This window comes from Paraburkholderia sp. RL17-381-BIF-C (assembly GCF_046026435.1).
Lineage (GTDB): Bacteria > Pseudomonadota > Gammaproteobacteria > Burkholderiales > Burkholderiaceae > Paraburkholderia.
The window spans coordinates 1-18,029 of sequence record NZ_JARESX010000111.1; the positions used below are offsets into that span (position 1 = coordinate 1).

Consider the following 18,029-nt stretch of genomic DNA (forward strand, 5'->3'; position numbering starts at 1 on the left):
CGCCAGACAGTTCTCGTTGATCGGTAGTTTCGGGGTTGGCGGTGTCGTCAACCCCAAAATGGTTTAGGGGTATAGCTCAACTGGCAGAGCGTCGGTCTCCAAAACCGAAGGTTGGGGGTTCGATTCCCTCTGCCCCTGCCAACTCTCGCGCCTTATGTGGCGCTTCGTTAAGGTGTTATGGCGAATCCTTCCGTCGAAACTGTAAATACATCCGGCGATAAGCTGATGCTCGTCGCGGGCGTATTGTTAGTCTTGGCCGGGTTCGTGGGGTTCTTCTGGCTTGGTGGCCAGGAATGGTACGTCCGCGGAGCCGCCTTGGCTGTAGGTGCGATCGCGGGTGTTGCAGTCGGTCTTCTCTCCGCGCCTGGCAAGGGTTTCATCGCTTTCGCCAAAGACTCGTATAAGGAAGTCCGTAAGGTTGTTTGGCCTACCCGCAAAGAGGCTACCCAGACAACGCTCGTAGTGTTCGGCTTCGTGTTCGTCATGGCGATCTTTCTCTGGGTTAGCGACAAATCCATTGAATGGGCGATTTTCTCGGTGATTCTGGGTTGGAAATGATATGAGTGATACTCCGGCATCCCCGAGCGGCAAGCGTTGGTACGTCGTGCACGCCTACTCCGGTATGGAGAAGAGCGTGCAGCGTGCGCTTCAGGAGCGTATCGAACGTGCCGGCATGCAAGACCAGTTTGGTCAAATCCTCGTTCCGACTGAAGAAGTGGTCGAGGTAAAAGGTGGTCACAAATCGGTGACCGAGCGTCGTTTCTTTCCGGGCTACGTGTTAGTCGAGATGGAAATGACCGACGAGACGTGGCACCTCGTGAAAAATACGGCGAAGGTGACGGGTTTCGTAGGTGGTGCGCGTAATCGCCCGAGTCCGATCTCTCCGCGCGAAGTCGAGAAGATCATGTCGCAGATGCAGGAGGGCGTGGAGAAGCCACGTCCGAAGACCCTGTTCGAAGTCGGCGAAATGGTGCGAGTGAAGGACGGTCCGTTCACGGACTTCAACGGTAGCGTCGAAGAAGTGAATTACGAAAAGTCGCGCGTCCGTGTTTCCGTTACAATCTTCGGCCGCGCTACGCCGGTCGAGCTGGAATTCGGCCAAGTCGAAAAGCTGTAATCCAGAATTCTACGGAGCGCACCAGTCGGTGCGCTCCGTATTTCGCGCTTACGGTCCGCGTAATGGCCGTTGAGGAGCGTCAGTATCCGATTTTCCGGGGAACACGCGCTACTACTCACTGAACAACCGCATGTGCCCATGTGGTGTTCCAAAGAGGTTTTCAACATGGCAAAGAAAATCATCGGCTTTATCAAGCTGCAGATTCCTGCAGGTAAAGCCAATCCGTCGCCGCCGGTCGGTCCGGCACTGGGTCAACGCGGCCTGAACATCATGGAGTTCTGCAAGGCGTTCAACGCGCAGACCCAGGCACTGGAACCGGGTCTTCCGATTCCGGTCGTGATCACCGCGTTCGCGGACAAGAGCTTCACGTTCGTTCTGAAGACGCCGCCGGCAACGGTTCTGATCAAGAAGGCAGCGAAGATCGACAAGGGTTCGAGCAAGCCGCATACCGACAAGGTCGGCAAGATCACCCGCGCTCAAGCTGAAGACATCGCCAAGACCAAGATGCCCGATCTGACGGCAGCTGATCTGGACGCAGCGGTTCGTACGATCGCTGGTAGCGCCCGCTCGATGGGCATCACCGTGGAGGGCGTGTAAATGGCTAAGCTTTCAAAGCGTCTGCAAGCATTTGCAGCCAAGGTTGATCGTCAAAAGCTCTACGCGATTGACGAAGCTCTGTCACTCGTGAAGGAATGCGCAAGCGCGAAGTTCGACGAGTCGATCGACGTCGCAGTGCAACTCGGCATCGACGCGAAGAAGTCGGACCAAGTGGTTCGTGGTTCGGTCGTTCTGCCGGCTGGTACCGGTAAGTCGGTCCGTGTCGCCGTTTTCGCACAAGGCGAAAAGGCTGAACAGGCTCGTGCGGCTGGCGCTGAAGTCGTCGGTATGGAAGACCTGGCCGAACAAGTCAAGGCCGGCAAGCTGGACTTCGACATCGTGATCGCTTCGCCGGACACGATGCGCGTTGTCGGTACGCTCGGTCAGATCCTCGGCCCGCGCGGCCTGATGCCGAACCCGAAGGTCGGTACGGTTACGCCGGACGTCGCGACTGCGGTGAAGAACGCCAAGGCTGGTCAGGTGCAATTCCGTGTCGACAAGGCCGGTATCATCCATGCCACGATCGGCCGTGCTTCCTTCGAGCCGACGGCTCTGCGTAGCAACCTGAACGCTCTCGTCGACGCGCTCCAAAAAGCGAAGCCGGCAACGAGCAAGGGTGTTTATCTGCGCAAGGTTGCACTGTCGAGCACGATGGGCGTCGGCGTTCGCGTCGATCAGGCATCGATCGCAGCGCAGTAATAGAATTCATCGCCTCGGCGAGAGTCGAGGCGGTTTTATGGGCTTTGGGCGGTCGCAAAGTGGCAGTCTGCATTGAGCGACCGGTTGTCAAAGACCGTTGGCGGGCACGCAGCATGTAGGCGGGTCCTTAATGTAAAGCCAACGCAGATGGCGAACCCGAAAAGGTTTTGTAGTGATGAAGCCGGTCGATGTCCGCAGCAATGCGAATGTTGGGCGGTTGAAATACTCCTGACTGGTCGGACGCCGTTATTGAACGCGGTACACAAGGCGCACGCTACGTGTATCGAATCTGGAGGTTAACCGTGCCACTTAACAAAGAAAGCAAGCAGGCCGTCGTCGCTGAGGTTGCCGCGCAAGTCGCGAAAGCCCAGACCGTGGTTCTGGCTGAGTATCGTGGAATCGCGGTTGGCGATCTGACCAAGCTGCGCGCGAAAGCGCGTGAGCAACAGGTTTACCTTCGTGTGTTGAAAAACACGCTGGCGCGTCGCGCTGTTGAAGGTACCCCGTTTGCTCCGCTGGCAGAGCAGATGACTGGCCCCCTGATCTACGGCATCTCGGAAGATGCGATTGCTGCTGCTAAGGTCGTCAATGACTTCAGCAAGAGCAATGACAAGTTGGTCATCAAGGCTGGTTCCTACGAAGGCAAGGTGATGGACAAGGCTGGCGTGCAAGCGCTGGCGAACATCCCGAGCCGCGAAGAACTGCTCTCCAAGCTGTTGTACGTTATGCAAGCACCTGTTTCCGGCTTTGCGCGCGCTTTGGCCGCGCTGGCAGAAAAGAAACAAGGCGAAGAAACCGCTGCGTAATGCACTTCAGTCGAGCGTGATTGATCGCTGGCTGTATCCGAATTCAATTTAGGAGTATTTCAAATGGCAATCGCAAAAGAAGACATCCTCGAAGCCGTAGGCTCGATGTCGGTTCTGGAACTGAACGAGCTGGTTAAGGCGTTCGAAGAAAAGTTTGGCGTGTCGGCAGCTGCTGTTGCAGTGGCAGGCCCGGCAGGCGGCGGCGCTGCTGCTGCTGCTGAAGAGCAAACCGAATTCACGGTCAACCTGACGGAAGTCGGCGCGAACAAGGTTTCGGTCATTAAGGCTGTTCGTGAACTGACGGGTCTCGGCCTGAAGGAAGCGAAGGACCTGGTCGACGGTGCACCGAAGCCTGTTAAGGAATCGGTACCGAAGGCTGCTGCTGAAGAAGCCAAGAAGAAGCTGGAAGAAGCCGGCGCGAAGGCTGAAATCAAGTAAGTTTCAGCGCGCTGTGCGAAGGCTGGCGGTTTTCCACCGCCGGCCTTTTTGTGCTTTGTGGGGACCACGTTTTTGTCAGCTAATTTCGGCAAAAACTGAAGCCCCAGAAGCCAAAGAAAATCGCCATTCGGCAACATTGACCGGCGATTCTCTTTGTCTTCTGAAGCGACTGCAGAAGGCAAGTTTGGTCGGGTAGCGGGCAACATAGGCATCCGCTGCCGTCAGCCAGCGGTTGGTAGCGGCCAACCACCAAGCTTCTAGGCTCGTTCAAGCCATCGGACGGCCATCGGGTCTCAGTCGGTGAACACTCGGGTTGTCTCATCAAGGTATCCTGCCTCGACAACAATGCCCGCCGTGATTCGGAGATCGTATGCAATATTCCTTCACCGAGAAGAAGCGCATTCGCAAGAGTTTTGCGAAGCGCCCCATCGTTCACCAAGTACCTTTCCTGCTGGCTACCCAGCTTGAATCATTCAGCACGTTTCTGCAAGCAGACACGTCGTCGACGCAACGCAAGCCGGAAGGCCTGCAAGCTGCGTTTACCTCCGTTTTCCCAATTGTTTCGCATAACGGGTTCGCTCGTCTAGAGTTCGTCAGCTACATGCTGTCGCCGCCGGCATTCAACATCAAGGAATGTCAGCAGCGCGGTTTGACGTACTGTTCGGCCCTGCGCGCGAAAGTGCGTCTCGTGCTGCTCGACAAGGAATCGCCGAGCAAACCGGTCGTGAAGGAAGTGAAAGAACAGGAAGTGTACATGGGCGAAATTCCGCTCATGACGCCGACGGGTTCGTTCGTCATCAACGGCACGGAACGTGTGATCGTTTCGCAGTTGCACCGTTCGCCGGGCGTGTTCTTCGAGCACGACAAGGGTAAGACGCACAGCTCGGGCAAGCTCCTGTTCTCGGCACGTATCATTCCTTACCGCGGTTCGTGGCTCGATTTCGAGTTCGACCCGAAGGACGTGCTGTACTTCCGCGTCGACCGTCGCCGCAAGATGCCGGTCACGATCCTGCTGAAGGCAATCGGCCTCACGCCGGAACAGATCCTCGCAAACTTCTTCGTGTTCGACAATTTCACGCTGATGCCGGAAGGCGCGCAGATGGAATTCGTGCCGGAGCGTCTGCGTGGTGAAGTCGCGCGTTTCGACATCACGGACCGTGATGGCAACGTGATCGTCCAGAAGGACAAGCGGATCAACGCGAAGCACATTCGCGACCTCGACAACGCCAAGACCAAGTTCATCTCGGTTCCGGAAGACTATTTGCTCGGCCGCGTGCTGGCGAAGAACGTCGTCGACGGCGACACGGGTGAAGTCATCGCTAACGCGAACGACGAAATCACGGAAACCGTGCTCGAGAAGCTGCGCGAGTCGAAGATCAAAGACATCCAGACGCTCTACACGAACGATCTGGATCAAGGTCCGTACATCTCGTCGACGCTGCGTATCGACGAAACCGCGGACAAGATGGCCGCGCGCATCGCGATCTACCGCATGATGCGTCCGGGCGAACCGCCGACCGAAGAAGCGGTCGAGGCGCTGTTCAACCGTCTGTTCTATAGCGAAGACGCATACGACCTCTCGAAGGTGGGTCGTATGAAGTTCAATCGCCGTGTCGGCCGCGACGAAATCGTCGGACCGATGACGCTGCAAGACGACGACATCCTCGCCACGATCAAGATCCTGGTCGAGCTGCGTAACGGCAAGGGCGAAGTGGACGACATCGACCACTTGGGCAATCGTCGTGTGCGTTGCGTCGGCGAACTGGCGGAAAACCAGTTCCGCGCAGGTCTCGTGCGTGTCGAACGTGCTGTGAAGGAACGCCTCGGTCAAGCCGAAAGCGAAAACCTGATGCCGCACGACCTGATCAACTCGAAGCCGATTTCGTCGGCGATTCGCGAGTTCTTCGGTTCGTCGCAGCTGTCGCAGTTCATGGACCAAACGAACCCGCTGTCGGAAATCACCCACAAGCGCCGTGTTTCGGCACTTGGTCCGGGCGGTTTGACGCGTGAGCGCGCTGGCTTTGAAGTCCGCGACGTGCACCCGACTCACTACGGTCGCGTGTGCCCGATTGAAACGCCGGAAGGTCCGAACATCGGCCTGATCAACTCGCTCGCTCTGTACGCGCACCTGAACGAATACGGCTTCCTCGAAACGCCGTATCGCAAGGTCGTGGACAGCAAGGTGACGGATCAAATCGATTACCTGTCGGCGATCGAAGAAGGCCGTTACGTGATCGCTCAGGCGAACGCGGCCGTGGCGGAAGACGGCTCGCTGACCGACGAACTGGTGTCGTCGCGTGAAGCAGGCGAAACGCTGATGGTCACGCCGGACCGCATCCAGTACATGGACGTGGCGCCGTCGCAGATCGTGTCGGTGGCAGCATCGCTGATTCCGTTCCTCGAGCACGATGACGCGAACCGCGCATTGATGGGTTCGAACATGCAGCGTCAGGCTGTCCCGTGTCTGCGTCCTGAAAAGGCCGTGGTCGGTACGGGTATCGAGCGCACGGTGGCAGTCGACTCGGGTACGACGGTTCAGGCATTCCGCGGCGGTGTGGTCGATTACGTCGACGCAGGCCGTATGGTGATTCGCGTGAACGACGATGAAGCCGCTGCTGGCGAAACCGGCGTGGACATCTACAACCTGATCAAGTACACGCGTTCGAACCAGAACACGAACATCAACCAGCGCCCGATCGTGAAGGTCGGCGACATCGTGTCGCGTGGCGACGTGCTGGCTGACGGTGCATCGACCGACCTCGGCGAACTGGCTCTCGGCCAGAACATGCTGGTCGCGTTCATGCCGTGGAACGGCTACAACTTCGAAGACTCGATTTTGATCTCGGAGAAGGTGGTTGCCGACGACCGTTACACGTCGATCCACATTGAAGAACTGAACGTCGTAGCTCGCGATACGAAGCTCGGACCGGAAGAAATCACGCGCGACATCTCGAACCTGGCTGAAGTGCAACTCGGCCGTCTCGATGAGTCGGGCATCGTCTACATCGGCGCAGAAGTCGAAGCAGGCGACGTGCTGGTCGGCAAGGTCACGCCGAAGGGCGAAACCCAGCTGACGCCGGAAGAAAAGCTGCTGCGCGCGATCTTCGGTGAAAAGGCTTCGGACGTGAAGGACACGTCGCTGCGCGTGCCATCGGGCATGAGCGGCACCGTGATCGACGTTCAAGTGTTCACGCGTGAAGGCATTCAGCGCGACAAGCGCGCGCAACAGATCATCGACGATGAACTGAAGCGCTATCGCCTCGACCTGAACGACCAGCTGCGTATCGTGGAAGGCGACGCGTTCCAGCGTCTCGCACGTATGCTGACCGGCAAGGTCGCGAACGGCGGTCCGAAGAAGCTCGCGAAGGGCACGAAGATCGAACAGGCTTACCTGGAAGATCTGGATCACTACCATTGGTTCGACATCCGCCTCGCGGACGAAGAGGCAGCGGCACAGCTCGAAGCGATCAAGGACTCGATCGAACAGAAGCGTCACCAGTTCGATCTGGCGTTCGAAGAAAAGCGCAAGAAGCTCACGCAAGGCGACGAATTGCCGCCGGGCGTGTTGAAGATGGTCAAGGTGTATCTGGCAGTCAAGCGCCGCCTGCAGCCTGGCGACAAGATGGCCGGCCGTCACGGTAACAAGGGTGTGGTGTCGAAGATCGTTCCGATCGAAGACATGCCGTACATGGCCGACGGGCGTCCGGCTGACGTCGTTCTGAACCCGCTCGGCGTGCCGTCGCGGATGAACGTGGGTCAGGTTCTCGAAGTGCATCTGGGTTGGGCCGCGAAGGGTCTCGGCTGGCGTATCGGCGAAATGCTGCAGCGTCAGGCGAAGATCGAAGAACTGCGCGAATTCCTGACCAAGATCTACAACGAGTCGGGCCGCGCCGAAGAGCTGGACAGCTTCACGGACGACGAGATCGTCGAACTGGCGAAGAACCTGCGCGAAGGCGTGCCGTTCGCTACGCCGGTGTTCGACGGTGCGACGGAAGAAGAAATGTCGCGCGCGCTGGATCTGGCATTCCCGGACGACATCGCGAAGAACCTCGGCATGACGCCGTCGAAGAACCAGGTGCGTCTGTACGACGGCCGCACGGGCGAAATGTTCGAACGTACGGTGACGGTCGGCTACATGCACTACCTGAAGCTGCACCACTTGGTCGACGACAAGATGCACGCGCGTTCCACGGGCCCGTACTCGCTCGTGACGCAGCAGCCGTTGGGCGGTAAGGCGCAATTCGGTGGCCAGCGTTTCGGTGAAATGGAAGTGTGGGCGCTCGAAGCGTACGGCGCATCGTACGTGCTGCAGGAAATGCTGACGGTGAAGTCGGACGACGTGACAGGCCGGACCAAGGTTTATGAAAACCTGGTCAAGGGCGATCACGTGATCGACGCCGGCATGCCGGAATCCTTCAACGTGTTGGTGAAGGAAATCCGCTCGCTCGGTATCGATATCGACCTCGACCGCAACTAATCGGACTACGGAGAGAAAGCAATGAAAGCTCTGCTCGATCTATTCAAGCAAGTCCAACAGCCTGAAGTTTTTGACGCGATCAAGATCGGTCTGGCTTCGCCGGACAAGATCCGTTCGTGGTCGTTCGGTGAAGTGAAGAAGCCGGAAACCATCAACTACCGGACGTTCAAGCCGGAACGCGATGGTTTGTTCTGCGCGAAGATCTTCGGGCCGATCAAAGACTACGAATGCCTTTGCGGCAAGTACAAGCGCCTGAAGCATCGTGGCGTGATCTGCGAGAAGTGCGGCGTTGAAGTGACGCTGGCGAAAGTGCGTCGCGAACGCATGGGCCACATCGAACTGGCCTCGCCGGTTGCGCACATCTGGTTTTTGAAGTCGCTGCCGTCGCGTCTGGGCATGGTGCTCGACATGACGCTGCGCGACATCGAACGCGTGCTGTATTTCGAAGCATATGTGGTGATCGATCCGGGCATGACGCCGCTGAAAGCGCGGCAGATCATGACCGAAGAGGATTACTACAACAAGGTCGAAGAATACGGTGACGAATTCCGTGCCGAGATGGGCGCGGAAGGCGTGCGCGAACTGCTGCGCGCGATCAACATCGACGAACAGGTCGAGATGCTGCGCACCGAACTCAAGAACACGGGTTCGGAAGCGAAGATCAAGAAGTACGCGAAGCGCCTGAAGGTGCTCGAGGCTTTCCAGCGTTCGGGCATCAAGCCTGACTGGATGGTGCTCGAAGTGCTGCCGGTGCTGCCGCCGGAACTGCGTCCGTTGGTGCCGCTGGACGGCGGCCGTTTCGCGACGTCGGACCTGAACGACCTGTATCGCCGCGTGATCAACCGTAACAACCGGTTGAAGCGTCTGCTCGAACTGAAGGCGCCTGAAATCATCGTCCGCAACGAAAAGCGGATGCTGCAGGAAGCCGTCGATTCGCTGCTCGACAACGGTCGTCGCGGTAAGGCCATGACCGGCGCGAACAAGCGTCCGTTGAAGTCGCTCGCTGACATGATCAAGGGTAAGGGCGGTCGTTTCCGTCAGAACTTGCTCGGTAAGCGCGTTGACTACTCGGGCCGTTCGGTGATCGTGGTCGGCCCGACGCTCAAGCTGCATCAGTGCGGTCTGCCGAAGCTGATGGCGCTCGAACTGTTCAAGCCGTTCATCTTCAACAAGCTCGAAGTGATGGGTGTCGCTACCACCATCAAGGCTGCGAAGAAGGAAGTCGAGAACCAGACGCCGGTGGTGTGGGACATTCTCGAAGAAGTCATTCGCGAACATCCGGTCATGCTGAACCGTGCGCCGACGCTGCACCGTCTTGGCATTCAGGCTTTCGAGCCGGTGCTGATCGAAGGTAAGGCAATCCAGCTGCACCCGCTCGTTTGCGCGGCGTTCAACGCCGACTTCGACGGTGACCAGATGGCTGTTCACGTGCCGCTGTCGCTGGAAGCGCAGATGGAAGCGCGCACGCTGATGCTGGCGTCGAACAACGTCCTGTTCCCGGCCAACGGCGATCCGTCGATCGTGCCGTCGCAGGATATCGTGCTCGGTTTGTACTACGCGACCCGTGAAGCCGTGAATGCTAAGGGCGAAGGCCTGACGTTCACCGGCGTTTCGGAAGCGCTGCGTGCCTACGAGAACAAGGAAGTCGAGCTCGCCTCGCGCGTCAACGTGCGGATCACCGAAATGGTCCACAACGAAGACAAGTCGGAAGGTGCGCCGGCGTTCGTGCCGAAGATCACGCTTTACCCGACCACCGTCGGCCGTGCAATCCTGTCGGAAATTCTTCCGCCGGGCCTGCCGTTCTCGGTGCTCAACAAGCCGCTGAAGAAGAAGGAAATCTCGCGCCTCATCAACACCGCGTTCCGCAAGTGCGGTCTGCGTGAAACGGTGATTTTCGCCGACCAGTTGATGCAGTCGGGTTTCCGTCTGGCAACGCGCGCTGGTATCTCGATCTGCGTCGACGACATGCTCGTGCCGCCGCAGAAGGAAACCATCGTCGGCGACGCCGCGAAGAAGGTGAAGGAATACGACCGTCAGTACATGTCGGGTCTCGTCACGTCGCAAGAGCGCTACAACAACGTGGTCGACATCTGGTCGGCAACGTCGGAAGCGGTCGGCAAGGCGATGATGGAACAGCTGTCGACGGAGCCGGTCACGGATCGCGACGGCAACGAAACGCGTCAGGAATCGTTCAACTCGATTTACATGATGGCGGACTCGGGTGCTCGTGGTTCCGCGGTTCAGATTCGTCAGCTGGCCGGTATGCGTGGCCTGATGGCGAAGCCGGACGGCTCGATCATCGAGACGCCGATTACGGCGAACTTCCGTGAAGGCCTGAACGTGTTGCAGTACTTCATCTCGACCCACGGCGCACGTAAGGGTCTGGCTGATACGGCACTGAAGACGGCAAACTCGGGTTACCTGACGCGTCGTCTGGTCGACGTGACGCAGGATCTGGTGGTGGTCGAGGACGATTGCGGTACGTCCAACGGCGTCGCCATGAAGGCGTTGGTCGAAGGCGGTGAAGTCGTCGAAGCGCTGCGCGACCGTATTCTCGGTCGCGTGACGGTGGCTGACGTCGTCAATCCGGAATCGCAGGAAACGCTGTACGAAACGGGCACGCTGCTCGACGAAGACGCGGTCGAAGAAATCGAACGCCTCGGCATCGACGAAGTGCGCGTGCGTACGCCGCTGACTTGCGAAACGCGTTACGGTCTGTGCGCAGCCTGCTACGGCCGCGACCTGGGCCGCGGCTCGTCGGTCAACGTCGGCGAAGCAGTTGGCGTGATCGCTGCGCAGTCGATCGGCGAACCGGGCACGCAGCTCACGATGCGTACGTTCCACATCGGTGGTGCGGCATCGCGTGCGGCGGTTGCTTCGTCGGTTGAAGCGAAGTCGAACGGTACGGTGCGTTTCACGGCAACCATGCGTTACGTCACCAACGCGAAGGGCGAGCAGATCGTCATCTCGCGTTCGGGCGAAGCCATGATCACCGACGACCACGGTCGCGAGCGCGAACGTCACAAGGTGCCGTACGGCGCGACGCTGTTGCAACTGGACGGCGCGCAGATCAAGGCCGGCACGCAACTGGCAACGTGGGATCCGATGACGCGTCCGATCATCACCGAGTGGGGCGGTACGGTGAAGTTCGAAAACGTCGAAGAAGGCGTGACGGTTGCCAAGCAGATCGACGATGTGACGGGTCTGTCCACGCTGGTCGTGATCGACGTGAAGCGTCGTGGTTCGCAAGCTTCGAAGACGGTGCGTCCGCAGGTCAAGCTGCTCGACGCGAACGGCGAAGAAGTCAAGATCCCGAACACCGAGCACTCGGTGCAGATCGGCTTCCAGGTCGGCGCTCTGATCACCGTGAAGGATGGTCAGCAAGTGCAGGTCGGTGAAGTGCTGGCACGTATCCCGGTTGAATCGCAGAAGACGCGTGACATTACCGGTGGTCTGCCGCGTGTGGCTGAACTGTTCGAAGCACGTTCGCCTAAGGACGCGGGTATCCTGGCGGAAGTCACGGGTACGACGTCGTTCGGTAAGGACACGAAGGGCAAGCAGCGTCTCGTTATCACGGACCTCGAAGGCAATCAGCACGAGTTCCTGATCGCGAAGGAAAAGCAGGTTCTGGTGCACGATGGTCAGGTCGTCAACAAGGGCGAAATGATTGTCGACGGTCCTGCCGATCCGCACGACATCTTGCGTCTGCAAGGTATCGAAGCGCTGTCGCGTTACATCGTGGACGAAGTGCAGGACGTGTACCGTCTGCAAGGCGTGAAGATCAACGACAAGCACATTGAAGTGATTGTTCGTCAGATGCTGCGCCGCGTGCAGATTACGGACAACGGCGATACGCGTTTCATCCCGGGAGAACAGGTCGAGCGGTCGGATATGCTCGATGAGAACGACCGTATGATCGCGGAAGACAAGCGTCCGGCAACGTACGAAAACGTGCTGCTCGGTATCACGAAGGCCTCGTTGTCGACCGATTCGTTCATCTCGGCGGCGTCGTTCCAGGAAACGACCCGCGTGCTGACCGAAGCGGCGATCATGGGCAAGCGCGACGACCTGCGTGGTCTGAAGGAAAACGTGATCGTCGGCCGTCTGATTCCGGCCGGTACGGGTCTCGCGTTCCACAAGGCACGTAAGAGCAAGGAACTGTCCGACCGCGAGCGTTTCGATCAGATCGCAGCGGAAGAGTCGTTCGAATTCGGTACGCCGGAAACCCCGGCCGCCGAACAGCAGCACTCAGGCGAGTAAGCTCAGGTCAGTAGGTCCAGGCGGTGCAAGCCGCTTGGAGCTCTAGCCAGCGAAGCCGCTCAGTTTCGACTGAGCGGCTTTTTTTATGCGCTTTCTTTTTGTGCGCTTGCCCATGCTTTGTTAGCCCGAATGGCTAACGTTGCAGTAAAGCGCGGGCGCAGCACGAATGCGTTGGTAAAATTCGTGTCACCGGCATCACGCTGCTTCTCTCAAATTCATGTCCCGTCCGCTCGAAATCCTCAACGAAGTCTTCGGTTACCCCGCGTTCAGAGGACAGCAGGGCGAAATTGTCGAGCACGTCGCCGGCGGCGGCGACTGTCTCGTGCTGATGCCGACGGGCGGCGGCAAGTCGCTCTGCTATCAGATTCCGTCGCTGGTGCGCCGTGAAGGCGGGTTCGGAACCGGCATCGTCGTTTCTCCGCTGATCGCGCTGATGCAGGATCAGGTGGCCGCGCTTACGGAAGTGGGTGTGCGGGCGGCGTATCTGAATTCGACGCTGTCGAGCGCAGAGGCGATGGCGACTGAGCGCGCGTTGCGCGACGGTGAGATCGACCTGCTTTACGTGGCGCCGGAGCGTTTGATGACGCCCCGTTTCCAGGAGCTACTGGAGCGTACGCGCATCGGGTTGTTCGCCATCGACGAAGCGCATTGCGTGTCGCAATGGGGGCACGATTTCCGGCCGGAATACATCCAGTTGTCGGTGTTGCACGAGCGGTTTCCTGACGTGCCGCGAATCGCACTCACGGCGACGGCGGATGCCATCACGCGGGACGAGATCATCCACCGCCTCGCCCTGGATGACGCACGTATTTTCGTGTCGAGCTTCGACCGGCCGAACATCCGTTATCGCATCGTCGAAAAAGACAACGCGCGTACCCAGTTGCTCGACTTCATCCGCGCGGAGCATTCGAAGCCGGACGGCACGACTGACGCCGGCGTCGTCTATTGCCTCTCGCGTCGCAAAGTCGAAGAGACTGCGGAGTGGTTGAAAGAAAAAGGGATGCGCGCGCTGCCGTATCACGCCGGCATGGAGTTTGAAATCCGCCAGAAGCATCAGGAGATGTTTCAGCGTGAAGAGGGAATCGTGATGTGCGCGACGATCGCGTTCGGCATGGGCATCGATAAGCCGGACGTGCGCTTCGTGGCTCACCTGGACTTGCCGAAGAGCGTCGAAGGCTACTACCAGGAAACCGGCCGCGCGGGACGCGACGGCATGCCGGCGAACGCATGGATGGCCTACGGTCTCGGCGACGTCGTCCAGCAGCGCAAAATGATCGACGAATCCGACGCCGACGACGCACACAAGCGCGTGCAAACAGGCAAGCTGGACGCGCTGCTCGGTCTGTGCGAAGCGGCGACATGCCGGCGAGTGCGACTTCTCGCGTATTTCGGCGAGTCGAGCAAGCCGTGCGGCAACTGTGACAACTGCCTTGAGCCACCGGCCACATGGGATGCGACGCGCGAAGCGCAGATGGCATTGTCGTGCGTGTTCCGTGCTCAGCGGGCGAGCGGTTTTCATTTCGGCGCCGGCCATCTGATCGATATTCTGCGCGGCAACAGCAGCGAAAAAATCCTTCAGCGAGGTCACGAGAAGCTGACCACGTACGGTATCGGTTCGGCGCTCGGCGAACCGGAGTGGCGCGCGGTGTTTCGCCAGCTTGTCGCGTTCGGCTATCTGACCGTCGACCACGAGGGATTCGGCTCGCTGGTTCTAACCGAGGCAAGCAAACCGGTGCTCAAGGGCGAGCAGAACGTCACGATGCGCCGTTACGTCAAGCCGACGCGTACCCGTCCATCGTCCGGGCGCACCAGTGAGCGCGCCGACCCGACAATCGGCATGGGCCCGCGCGAACGTGCGCGCTGGGAACGGCTGCGTGCGTGGCGCACCGAAACGGCGAAGAGCGACGGCGTGCCGGCGTACGTGATCTTCCACGACGCGACTTTGGCTGAAATCGCCCGTAACGGCCCCGATTCCATCGAAGATTTGCGCGGCATTCCGGGTATGGGTGCGCGCAAACTCGACCGTTTCGGCGACGAGTTGCTAGAAGTCGTTGCCGCTGACTGAGCGCTCAGCGAGCGCCTGGGCAGCTCCGCAGGGGGGCGAAACATCGCAACCTGTTGACTCCCTTAGTAATTTCGGAATATTATGCTAGGTTCCGGTTCTTGGAATGCCTGCGCGCGAAGTCAAATCATGCGCTGGCGGACGGGTCCGGAAGTTCGATGCGCAATCGTTTCTGCTTTGCCCGGAAACAGATGCGTCGATTTTGTTCAATTTCAGGAATAAACAATGCCAACCATCAATCAACTGGTTCGCAAAGGCCGCGCGTCGGAAACGACGAAGAGCAAGAGCCCGGCTTTGCAGGACTGCCCCCAGCGTCGCGGCGTGTGCACCCGTGTGTACACCACGACGCCTAAGAAGCCTAACTCGGCACTGCGTAAGGTTGCCAAGGTTCGTCTGACGAACGGCTTCGAAGTCATTTCGTACATCGGTGGTGAAGGCCACAACCTGCAGGAACACTCGGTCGTGCTGATTCGCGGCGGCCGTGTGAAGGACTTGCCGGGTGTGCGTTACCACATGGTTCGCGGCTCGCTGGATACCCAGGGCGTCAAGGATCGTAAGCAGGCTCGCTCGAAGTACGGTGCGAAGCGTGCAAAAGCTGGTAAATAAGCTGGCAAGTAATTAGCCGGTCAGTAGTTTCAGGTCGCCTGCATAGGCGGTAATAGCGGTGGTGCCGGAATCGCCGGTGCTGTCGAGTAAGTGGTCACCCGACCAGGCTGGTAAGTCGTCAGAGATGAATCGGGTTAGTTGGTGGCCGCGGGGCTAAAAATAGCTCCAACTGAAAAGTTAAAGGAAGAAACATGCCGCGTCGTCGCGAAGTCCCCAAGCGGGAAGTGTTGCCGGATCCGAAGTTCGGTAACGTTGATGTAGCTAAGTTCATGAACGTGCTGATGCTCTCCGGCAAGAAGTCGGTTGCCGAGCGTATCGTGTACGGCGCTTTCGAACAGATCCAGACCAAGGGTGGCAAGGACCCGCTGGAAGTGTTCACGGTAGCGCTCAACAACGTCAAGCCGGTGGTCGAAGTGAAGAGCCGCCGCGTTGGTGGTGCGAACTATCAGGTTCCGGTCGAAGTGCGCCCGTCGCGTCGTATGGCATTGGCGATGCGTTGGCTGCGTGAAGCCGCGAAGAAGCGCAGCGAGAAGTCGATGGCCCTGCGTCTGGCAGGTGAACTCTCCGAAGCGGCCGAAGGCCGTGGCGGCGCAATGAAGAAGCGCGACGAAGTTCACCGGATGGCAGAAGCCAACAAGGCGTTCTCGCACTTCCGTTTCTAAGCTTCCCGAACCCGGGATTAGCAGAAAAAACGGAAAGAAATTCCGGGCGGGTGCGCTTACAAAGCGCCTCGCCCGTTTGTGTTACAGCGCGATGGGTATTTTCTCGCATCGCGTCATCCCAATAGAGGATCAAAGTGGCTCGCAAGACACCTATCGAGCGCTACCGTAACATCGGTATTAGCGCTCACATCGACGCCGGCAAAACGACGACGACCGAGCGCATCCTGTTCTACACCGGCGTGAACCATAAGATTGGTGAAGTTCACGACGGCGCTGCCACCATGGACTGGATGGAGCAGGAGCAGGAACGCGGCATCACGATCACGTCCGCTGCTACCACGGCGTTCTGGAAAGGCATGGCCGGCGACCGCGCTGAGCACCGCATCAACATCATCGACACCCCGGGCCACGTCGACTTCACGATTGAAGTTGAGCGCTCGATGCGCGTGCTCGACGGCGCGTGCATGGTTTACTGTGCTGTGGGTGGCGTTCAGCCCCAGTCGGAAACCGTGTGGCGTCAGGCTAACAAGTACAAGGTTCCCCGTCTCGCGTTCATCAACAAGATGGACCGTACCGGCGCGAACTTCTTCAAGGTTTACGACCAGCTCAAGCTGCGTTTGAAGGCAAACCCGGTTCCGGTCGTGGTGCCTATCGGCGCTGAAGAAAACTTCACGGGTGTCGTCGATCTGCTGAAGATGAAGGCGATCATTTGGGACGAAGCGTCCCAAGGCACGAAGTTCTCGTACGAAGAAATTCCGGCGGAACTGGCTGATTCGTGCACGGAATGGCGCGAGAAGATGGTCGAAGCGGCTGCCGAATCGAGCGAAGAATTGATGAACAAGTACCTGGAAGAGGGCGAGCTCTCTGAAGCGGAAATCATCAAGGGCTTGCGCGACCGTACGATCGCTTGCGAAATCCAGCCGATGCTGTGCGGCACCGCGTTCAAGAACAAGGGCGTGCAACGCATGCTGGACGCCGTGCTCGACTTCCTGCCGTCGCCGATCGACATCCCGCCGGTTACCGGCGAGCTGGAAAACGGTGAAAAGGGCGAGCGCCGCGCTGCCGACGACGAAAAGTTCTCGGCACTGGCATTCAAGATCATGACCGACCCGTTCGTCGGCCAGCTGATCTTCTTCCGCGTGTACTCGGGCGTCGTGAATTCCGGCGACACCGTGCTGAACGCGACCAAAGACAAGAAGGAACGTCTGGGTCGTATTCTGCAGATGCACGCGAACCAGCGCGAAGAAATCAAGGAAGTCCGCGCAGGCGACATCGCAGCAGCAGTCGGCCTGAAAGACGCGACGACCGGCGACACGCTGTGCGATCCGCAAAGCCCGATCGTGCTCGAACGCATGATTTTCCCGGAGCCGGTGATTTCGCAGGCTGTTGAGCCGAAGACGAAGCCTGACCAGGAAAAGATGGGTCTGGCGCTGAACCGTCTGGCACAAGAAGATCCGTCGTTCCGCGTTCAAACGGACGAAGAATCGGGCCAAACCATTATTTCGGGCATGGGCGAGCTCCACCTGGAAATTCTGGTTGACCGTATGAAGCGCGAATTCGGCGTGGAAGCGACTGTCGGCAAGCCGCAAGTTGCTTACCGCGAAACGATTCGCGGTAAGGCGGAAGACGTTGACGGCAAGTTCGTCAAGCAGTCGGGTGGTCGCGGCCAGTATGGTCACGCGGTCATCACGCTCGAGCCGAATGAGCAAGGCAAGGGCTACGAGTTCCTCGACGAGATCAAGGGCGGTGTGATTCCGCGCGAATACATCCCGGCGGTGGACAAGGGTATCCAGGAAACGCTGAAGGCAGGCGTGCTGGCAGGCTTCCCGGTCGTCGACGTCAAGGTTCACCTGACGTTCGGTTCGTACCACGACGTTGACTCGAACGAAAATGCGTTCCGCATGGCCGGCTCGATGGCGTTCAAGGAAGCAATGCGCAAGGCTCAACCGGTCATCCTCGAACCGATGATGGCTGTGGAAGTCGAAACGCCTGAAGATTACATGGGCAACGTGATGGGAGACCTGTCGGGTCGTCGCGGCATCGTGCAGGGCATGGACGACATGGTTGGCGGCGGCAAGATCGTTCGCGCCGAAGTCCCGCTGTCGGAAATGTTCGGCTACTCGACGTCGCTGCGTTCGCTGACCCAAGGTCGTGCAACGTACACGATGGAGTTCAAGCACTACTCCGAAGCACCGCGTAACGTGTCCGAAGCGATCATCAACGCGAAGTCGAAGTAATCGCGCGGCAAGTCATTCAACGATTAACTTTTTGAAAGAAGAGAAACATGGCTAAAGGTAAATTCGAA

13 protein-coding genes and 1 tRNA gene are annotated in these 18,029 nt (G+C 58.9%); 13 read left to right on the forward strand and 1 reads right to left on the reverse strand.

Features of this window, described 5'->3' with window-relative positions:
- The first annotated feature begins 65 nt into the window (after positions 1-65).
- From P0D70_RS34100 to rplL, 7 genes are all read left to right on the forward strand, one after another.
- Positions 66-141 (forward strand) — tRNA-Trp (locus P0D70_RS34100).
- Between the two features lie 36 nt (positions 142-177).
- Positions 178-558, forward strand: a complete 381-nt coding sequence (secE, locus tag P0D70_RS34105) for a preprotein translocase subunit SecE (RefSeq protein WP_408187767.1) — start codon at positions 178-180, stop codon at positions 556-558.
- 1 nt (position 559) lies between these two features.
- Complete coding sequence (gene nusG / locus P0D70_RS34110) at positions 560-1,117, forward strand: transcription termination/antitermination protein NusG (protein ID WP_007180147.1); 558 nt, start codon at positions 560-562, stop codon at positions 1,115-1,117.
- A 165-nt stretch (positions 1,118-1,282) separates the two neighbouring features.
- A complete protein-coding gene (gene rplK / locus P0D70_RS34115; RefSeq protein WP_007180146.1) occupies positions 1,283-1,714 on the forward strand; it encodes a 50S ribosomal protein L11 in 432 nt (143 codons plus the stop codon).
- Positions 1,715-2,413: a 50S ribosomal protein L1 gene (gene rplA / locus P0D70_RS34120; RefSeq protein WP_007180145.1), complete on the forward strand. Its 699-nt coding sequence runs from the start codon at positions 1,715-1,717 to the stop codon at positions 2,411-2,413.
- 302 nt (positions 2,414-2,715) lie between these two features.
- A complete protein-coding gene (gene rplJ, locus P0D70_RS34125) occupies positions 2,716-3,219 on the forward strand; it encodes a 50S ribosomal protein L10 (RefSeq protein WP_008922978.1) in 504 nt (167 codons plus the stop codon).
- Between the two features lie 63 nt (positions 3,220-3,282).
- On the forward strand, positions 3,283-3,657 hold the full coding sequence (gene rplL, locus P0D70_RS34130; RefSeq protein WP_091798332.1) for a 50S ribosomal protein L7/L12: 375 nt from the start codon (positions 3,283-3,285) through the stop codon (positions 3,655-3,657).
- A 75-nt stretch (positions 3,658-3,732) separates the two neighbouring features.
- Here rplL and P0D70_RS34135 read toward each other — a convergent pair whose 3' ends face one another.
- Positions 3,733-3,903, reverse strand: a complete 171-nt coding sequence (locus tag P0D70_RS34135) for a hypothetical protein (protein ID WP_408187768.1) — start codon at positions 3,901-3,903, stop codon at positions 3,733-3,735.
- Positions 3,904-4,027: 124 nt separating this feature from the next.
- Between P0D70_RS34135 and rpoB the strand changes: the two genes are divergently transcribed.
- The 6 genes from rpoB (at position 4,028) to fusA (ending at position 17,961) form a co-directional block, all read left to right on the forward strand.
- Positions 4,028-8,134 (forward strand): DNA-directed RNA polymerase subunit beta, encoded by a 4,107-nt coding sequence (gene rpoB / locus P0D70_RS34140; RefSeq protein WP_408187769.1) that lies wholly within the window; start codon positions 4,028-4,030, stop codon positions 8,132-8,134.
- 21 nt (positions 8,135-8,155) lie between these two features.
- Positions 8,156-12,394: a DNA-directed RNA polymerase subunit beta' gene (rpoC, locus tag P0D70_RS34145; RefSeq protein ID WP_091798343.1), complete on the forward strand. Its 4,239-nt coding sequence runs from the start codon at positions 8,156-8,158 to the stop codon at positions 12,392-12,394.
- Positions 12,395-12,611: 217 nt separating this feature from the next.
- Positions 12,612-14,459, forward strand: coding sequence for a DNA helicase RecQ (gene recQ / locus P0D70_RS34150; RefSeq protein ID WP_408187770.1), 1,848 nt, complete (start codon positions 12,612-12,614; stop codon positions 14,457-14,459).
- A gap of 222 nt (positions 14,460-14,681) precedes the next feature.
- A complete protein-coding gene (gene rpsL / locus P0D70_RS34155; protein ID WP_006998493.1) occupies positions 14,682-15,062 on the forward strand; it encodes a 30S ribosomal protein S12 in 381 nt (126 codons plus the stop codon).
- 191 nt (positions 15,063-15,253) lie between these two features.
- A complete protein-coding gene (rpsG, locus tag P0D70_RS34160; protein WP_006053291.1) occupies positions 15,254-15,724 on the forward strand; it encodes a 30S ribosomal protein S7 in 471 nt (156 codons plus the stop codon).
- 134 nt (positions 15,725-15,858) lie between these two features.
- Positions 15,859-17,961: an elongation factor G gene (fusA, locus tag P0D70_RS34165; protein ID WP_091798348.1), complete on the forward strand. Its 2,103-nt coding sequence runs from the start codon at positions 15,859-15,861 to the stop codon at positions 17,959-17,961.
- The last annotated feature ends 68 nt before the right edge of the window (positions 17,962-18,029 follow it).

Excerpts from the sequence above, each read along its gene's own strand:
- secE (WP_408187767.1), top strand. The coding sequence starts at position 178 with ATGGCGAATCCTTCCGTCGAAACTGTAAATACATCCGGCGATAAGCTG.
- nusG (WP_007180147.1), top strand. The coding sequence starts at position 560 with ATGAGTGATACTCCGGCATCCCCGAGCGGCAAGCGTTGGTACGTCGTG.
- rplK (WP_007180146.1), top strand. The coding sequence starts at position 1,283 with ATGGCAAAGAAAATCATCGGCTTTATCAAGCTGCAGATTCCTGCAGGT.
- rplA (WP_007180145.1), top strand. The coding sequence starts at position 1,715 with ATGGCTAAGCTTTCAAAGCGTCTGCAAGCATTTGCAGCCAAGGTTGAT.
- rplL (WP_091798332.1), top strand. The coding sequence starts at position 3,283 with ATGGCAATCGCAAAAGAAGACATCCTCGAAGCCGTAGGCTCGATGTCG.
- rpoB (WP_408187769.1), top strand. The coding sequence starts at position 4,028 with ATGCAATATTCCTTCACCGAGAAGAAGCGCATTCGCAAGAGTTTTGCG.
- rpoC (WP_091798343.1), top strand. The coding sequence starts at position 8,156 with ATGAAAGCTCTGCTCGATCTATTCAAGCAAGTCCAACAGCCTGAAGTT.
- recQ (WP_408187770.1), top strand. The coding sequence starts at position 12,612 with ATGTCCCGTCCGCTCGAAATCCTCAACGAAGTCTTCGGTTACCCCGCG.
- rpsL (WP_006998493.1), top strand. The coding sequence starts at position 14,682 with ATGCCAACCATCAATCAACTGGTTCGCAAAGGCCGCGCGTCGGAAACG.
- rpsG (WP_006053291.1), top strand. The coding sequence starts at position 15,254 with ATGCCGCGTCGTCGCGAAGTCCCCAAGCGGGAAGTGTTGCCGGATCCG.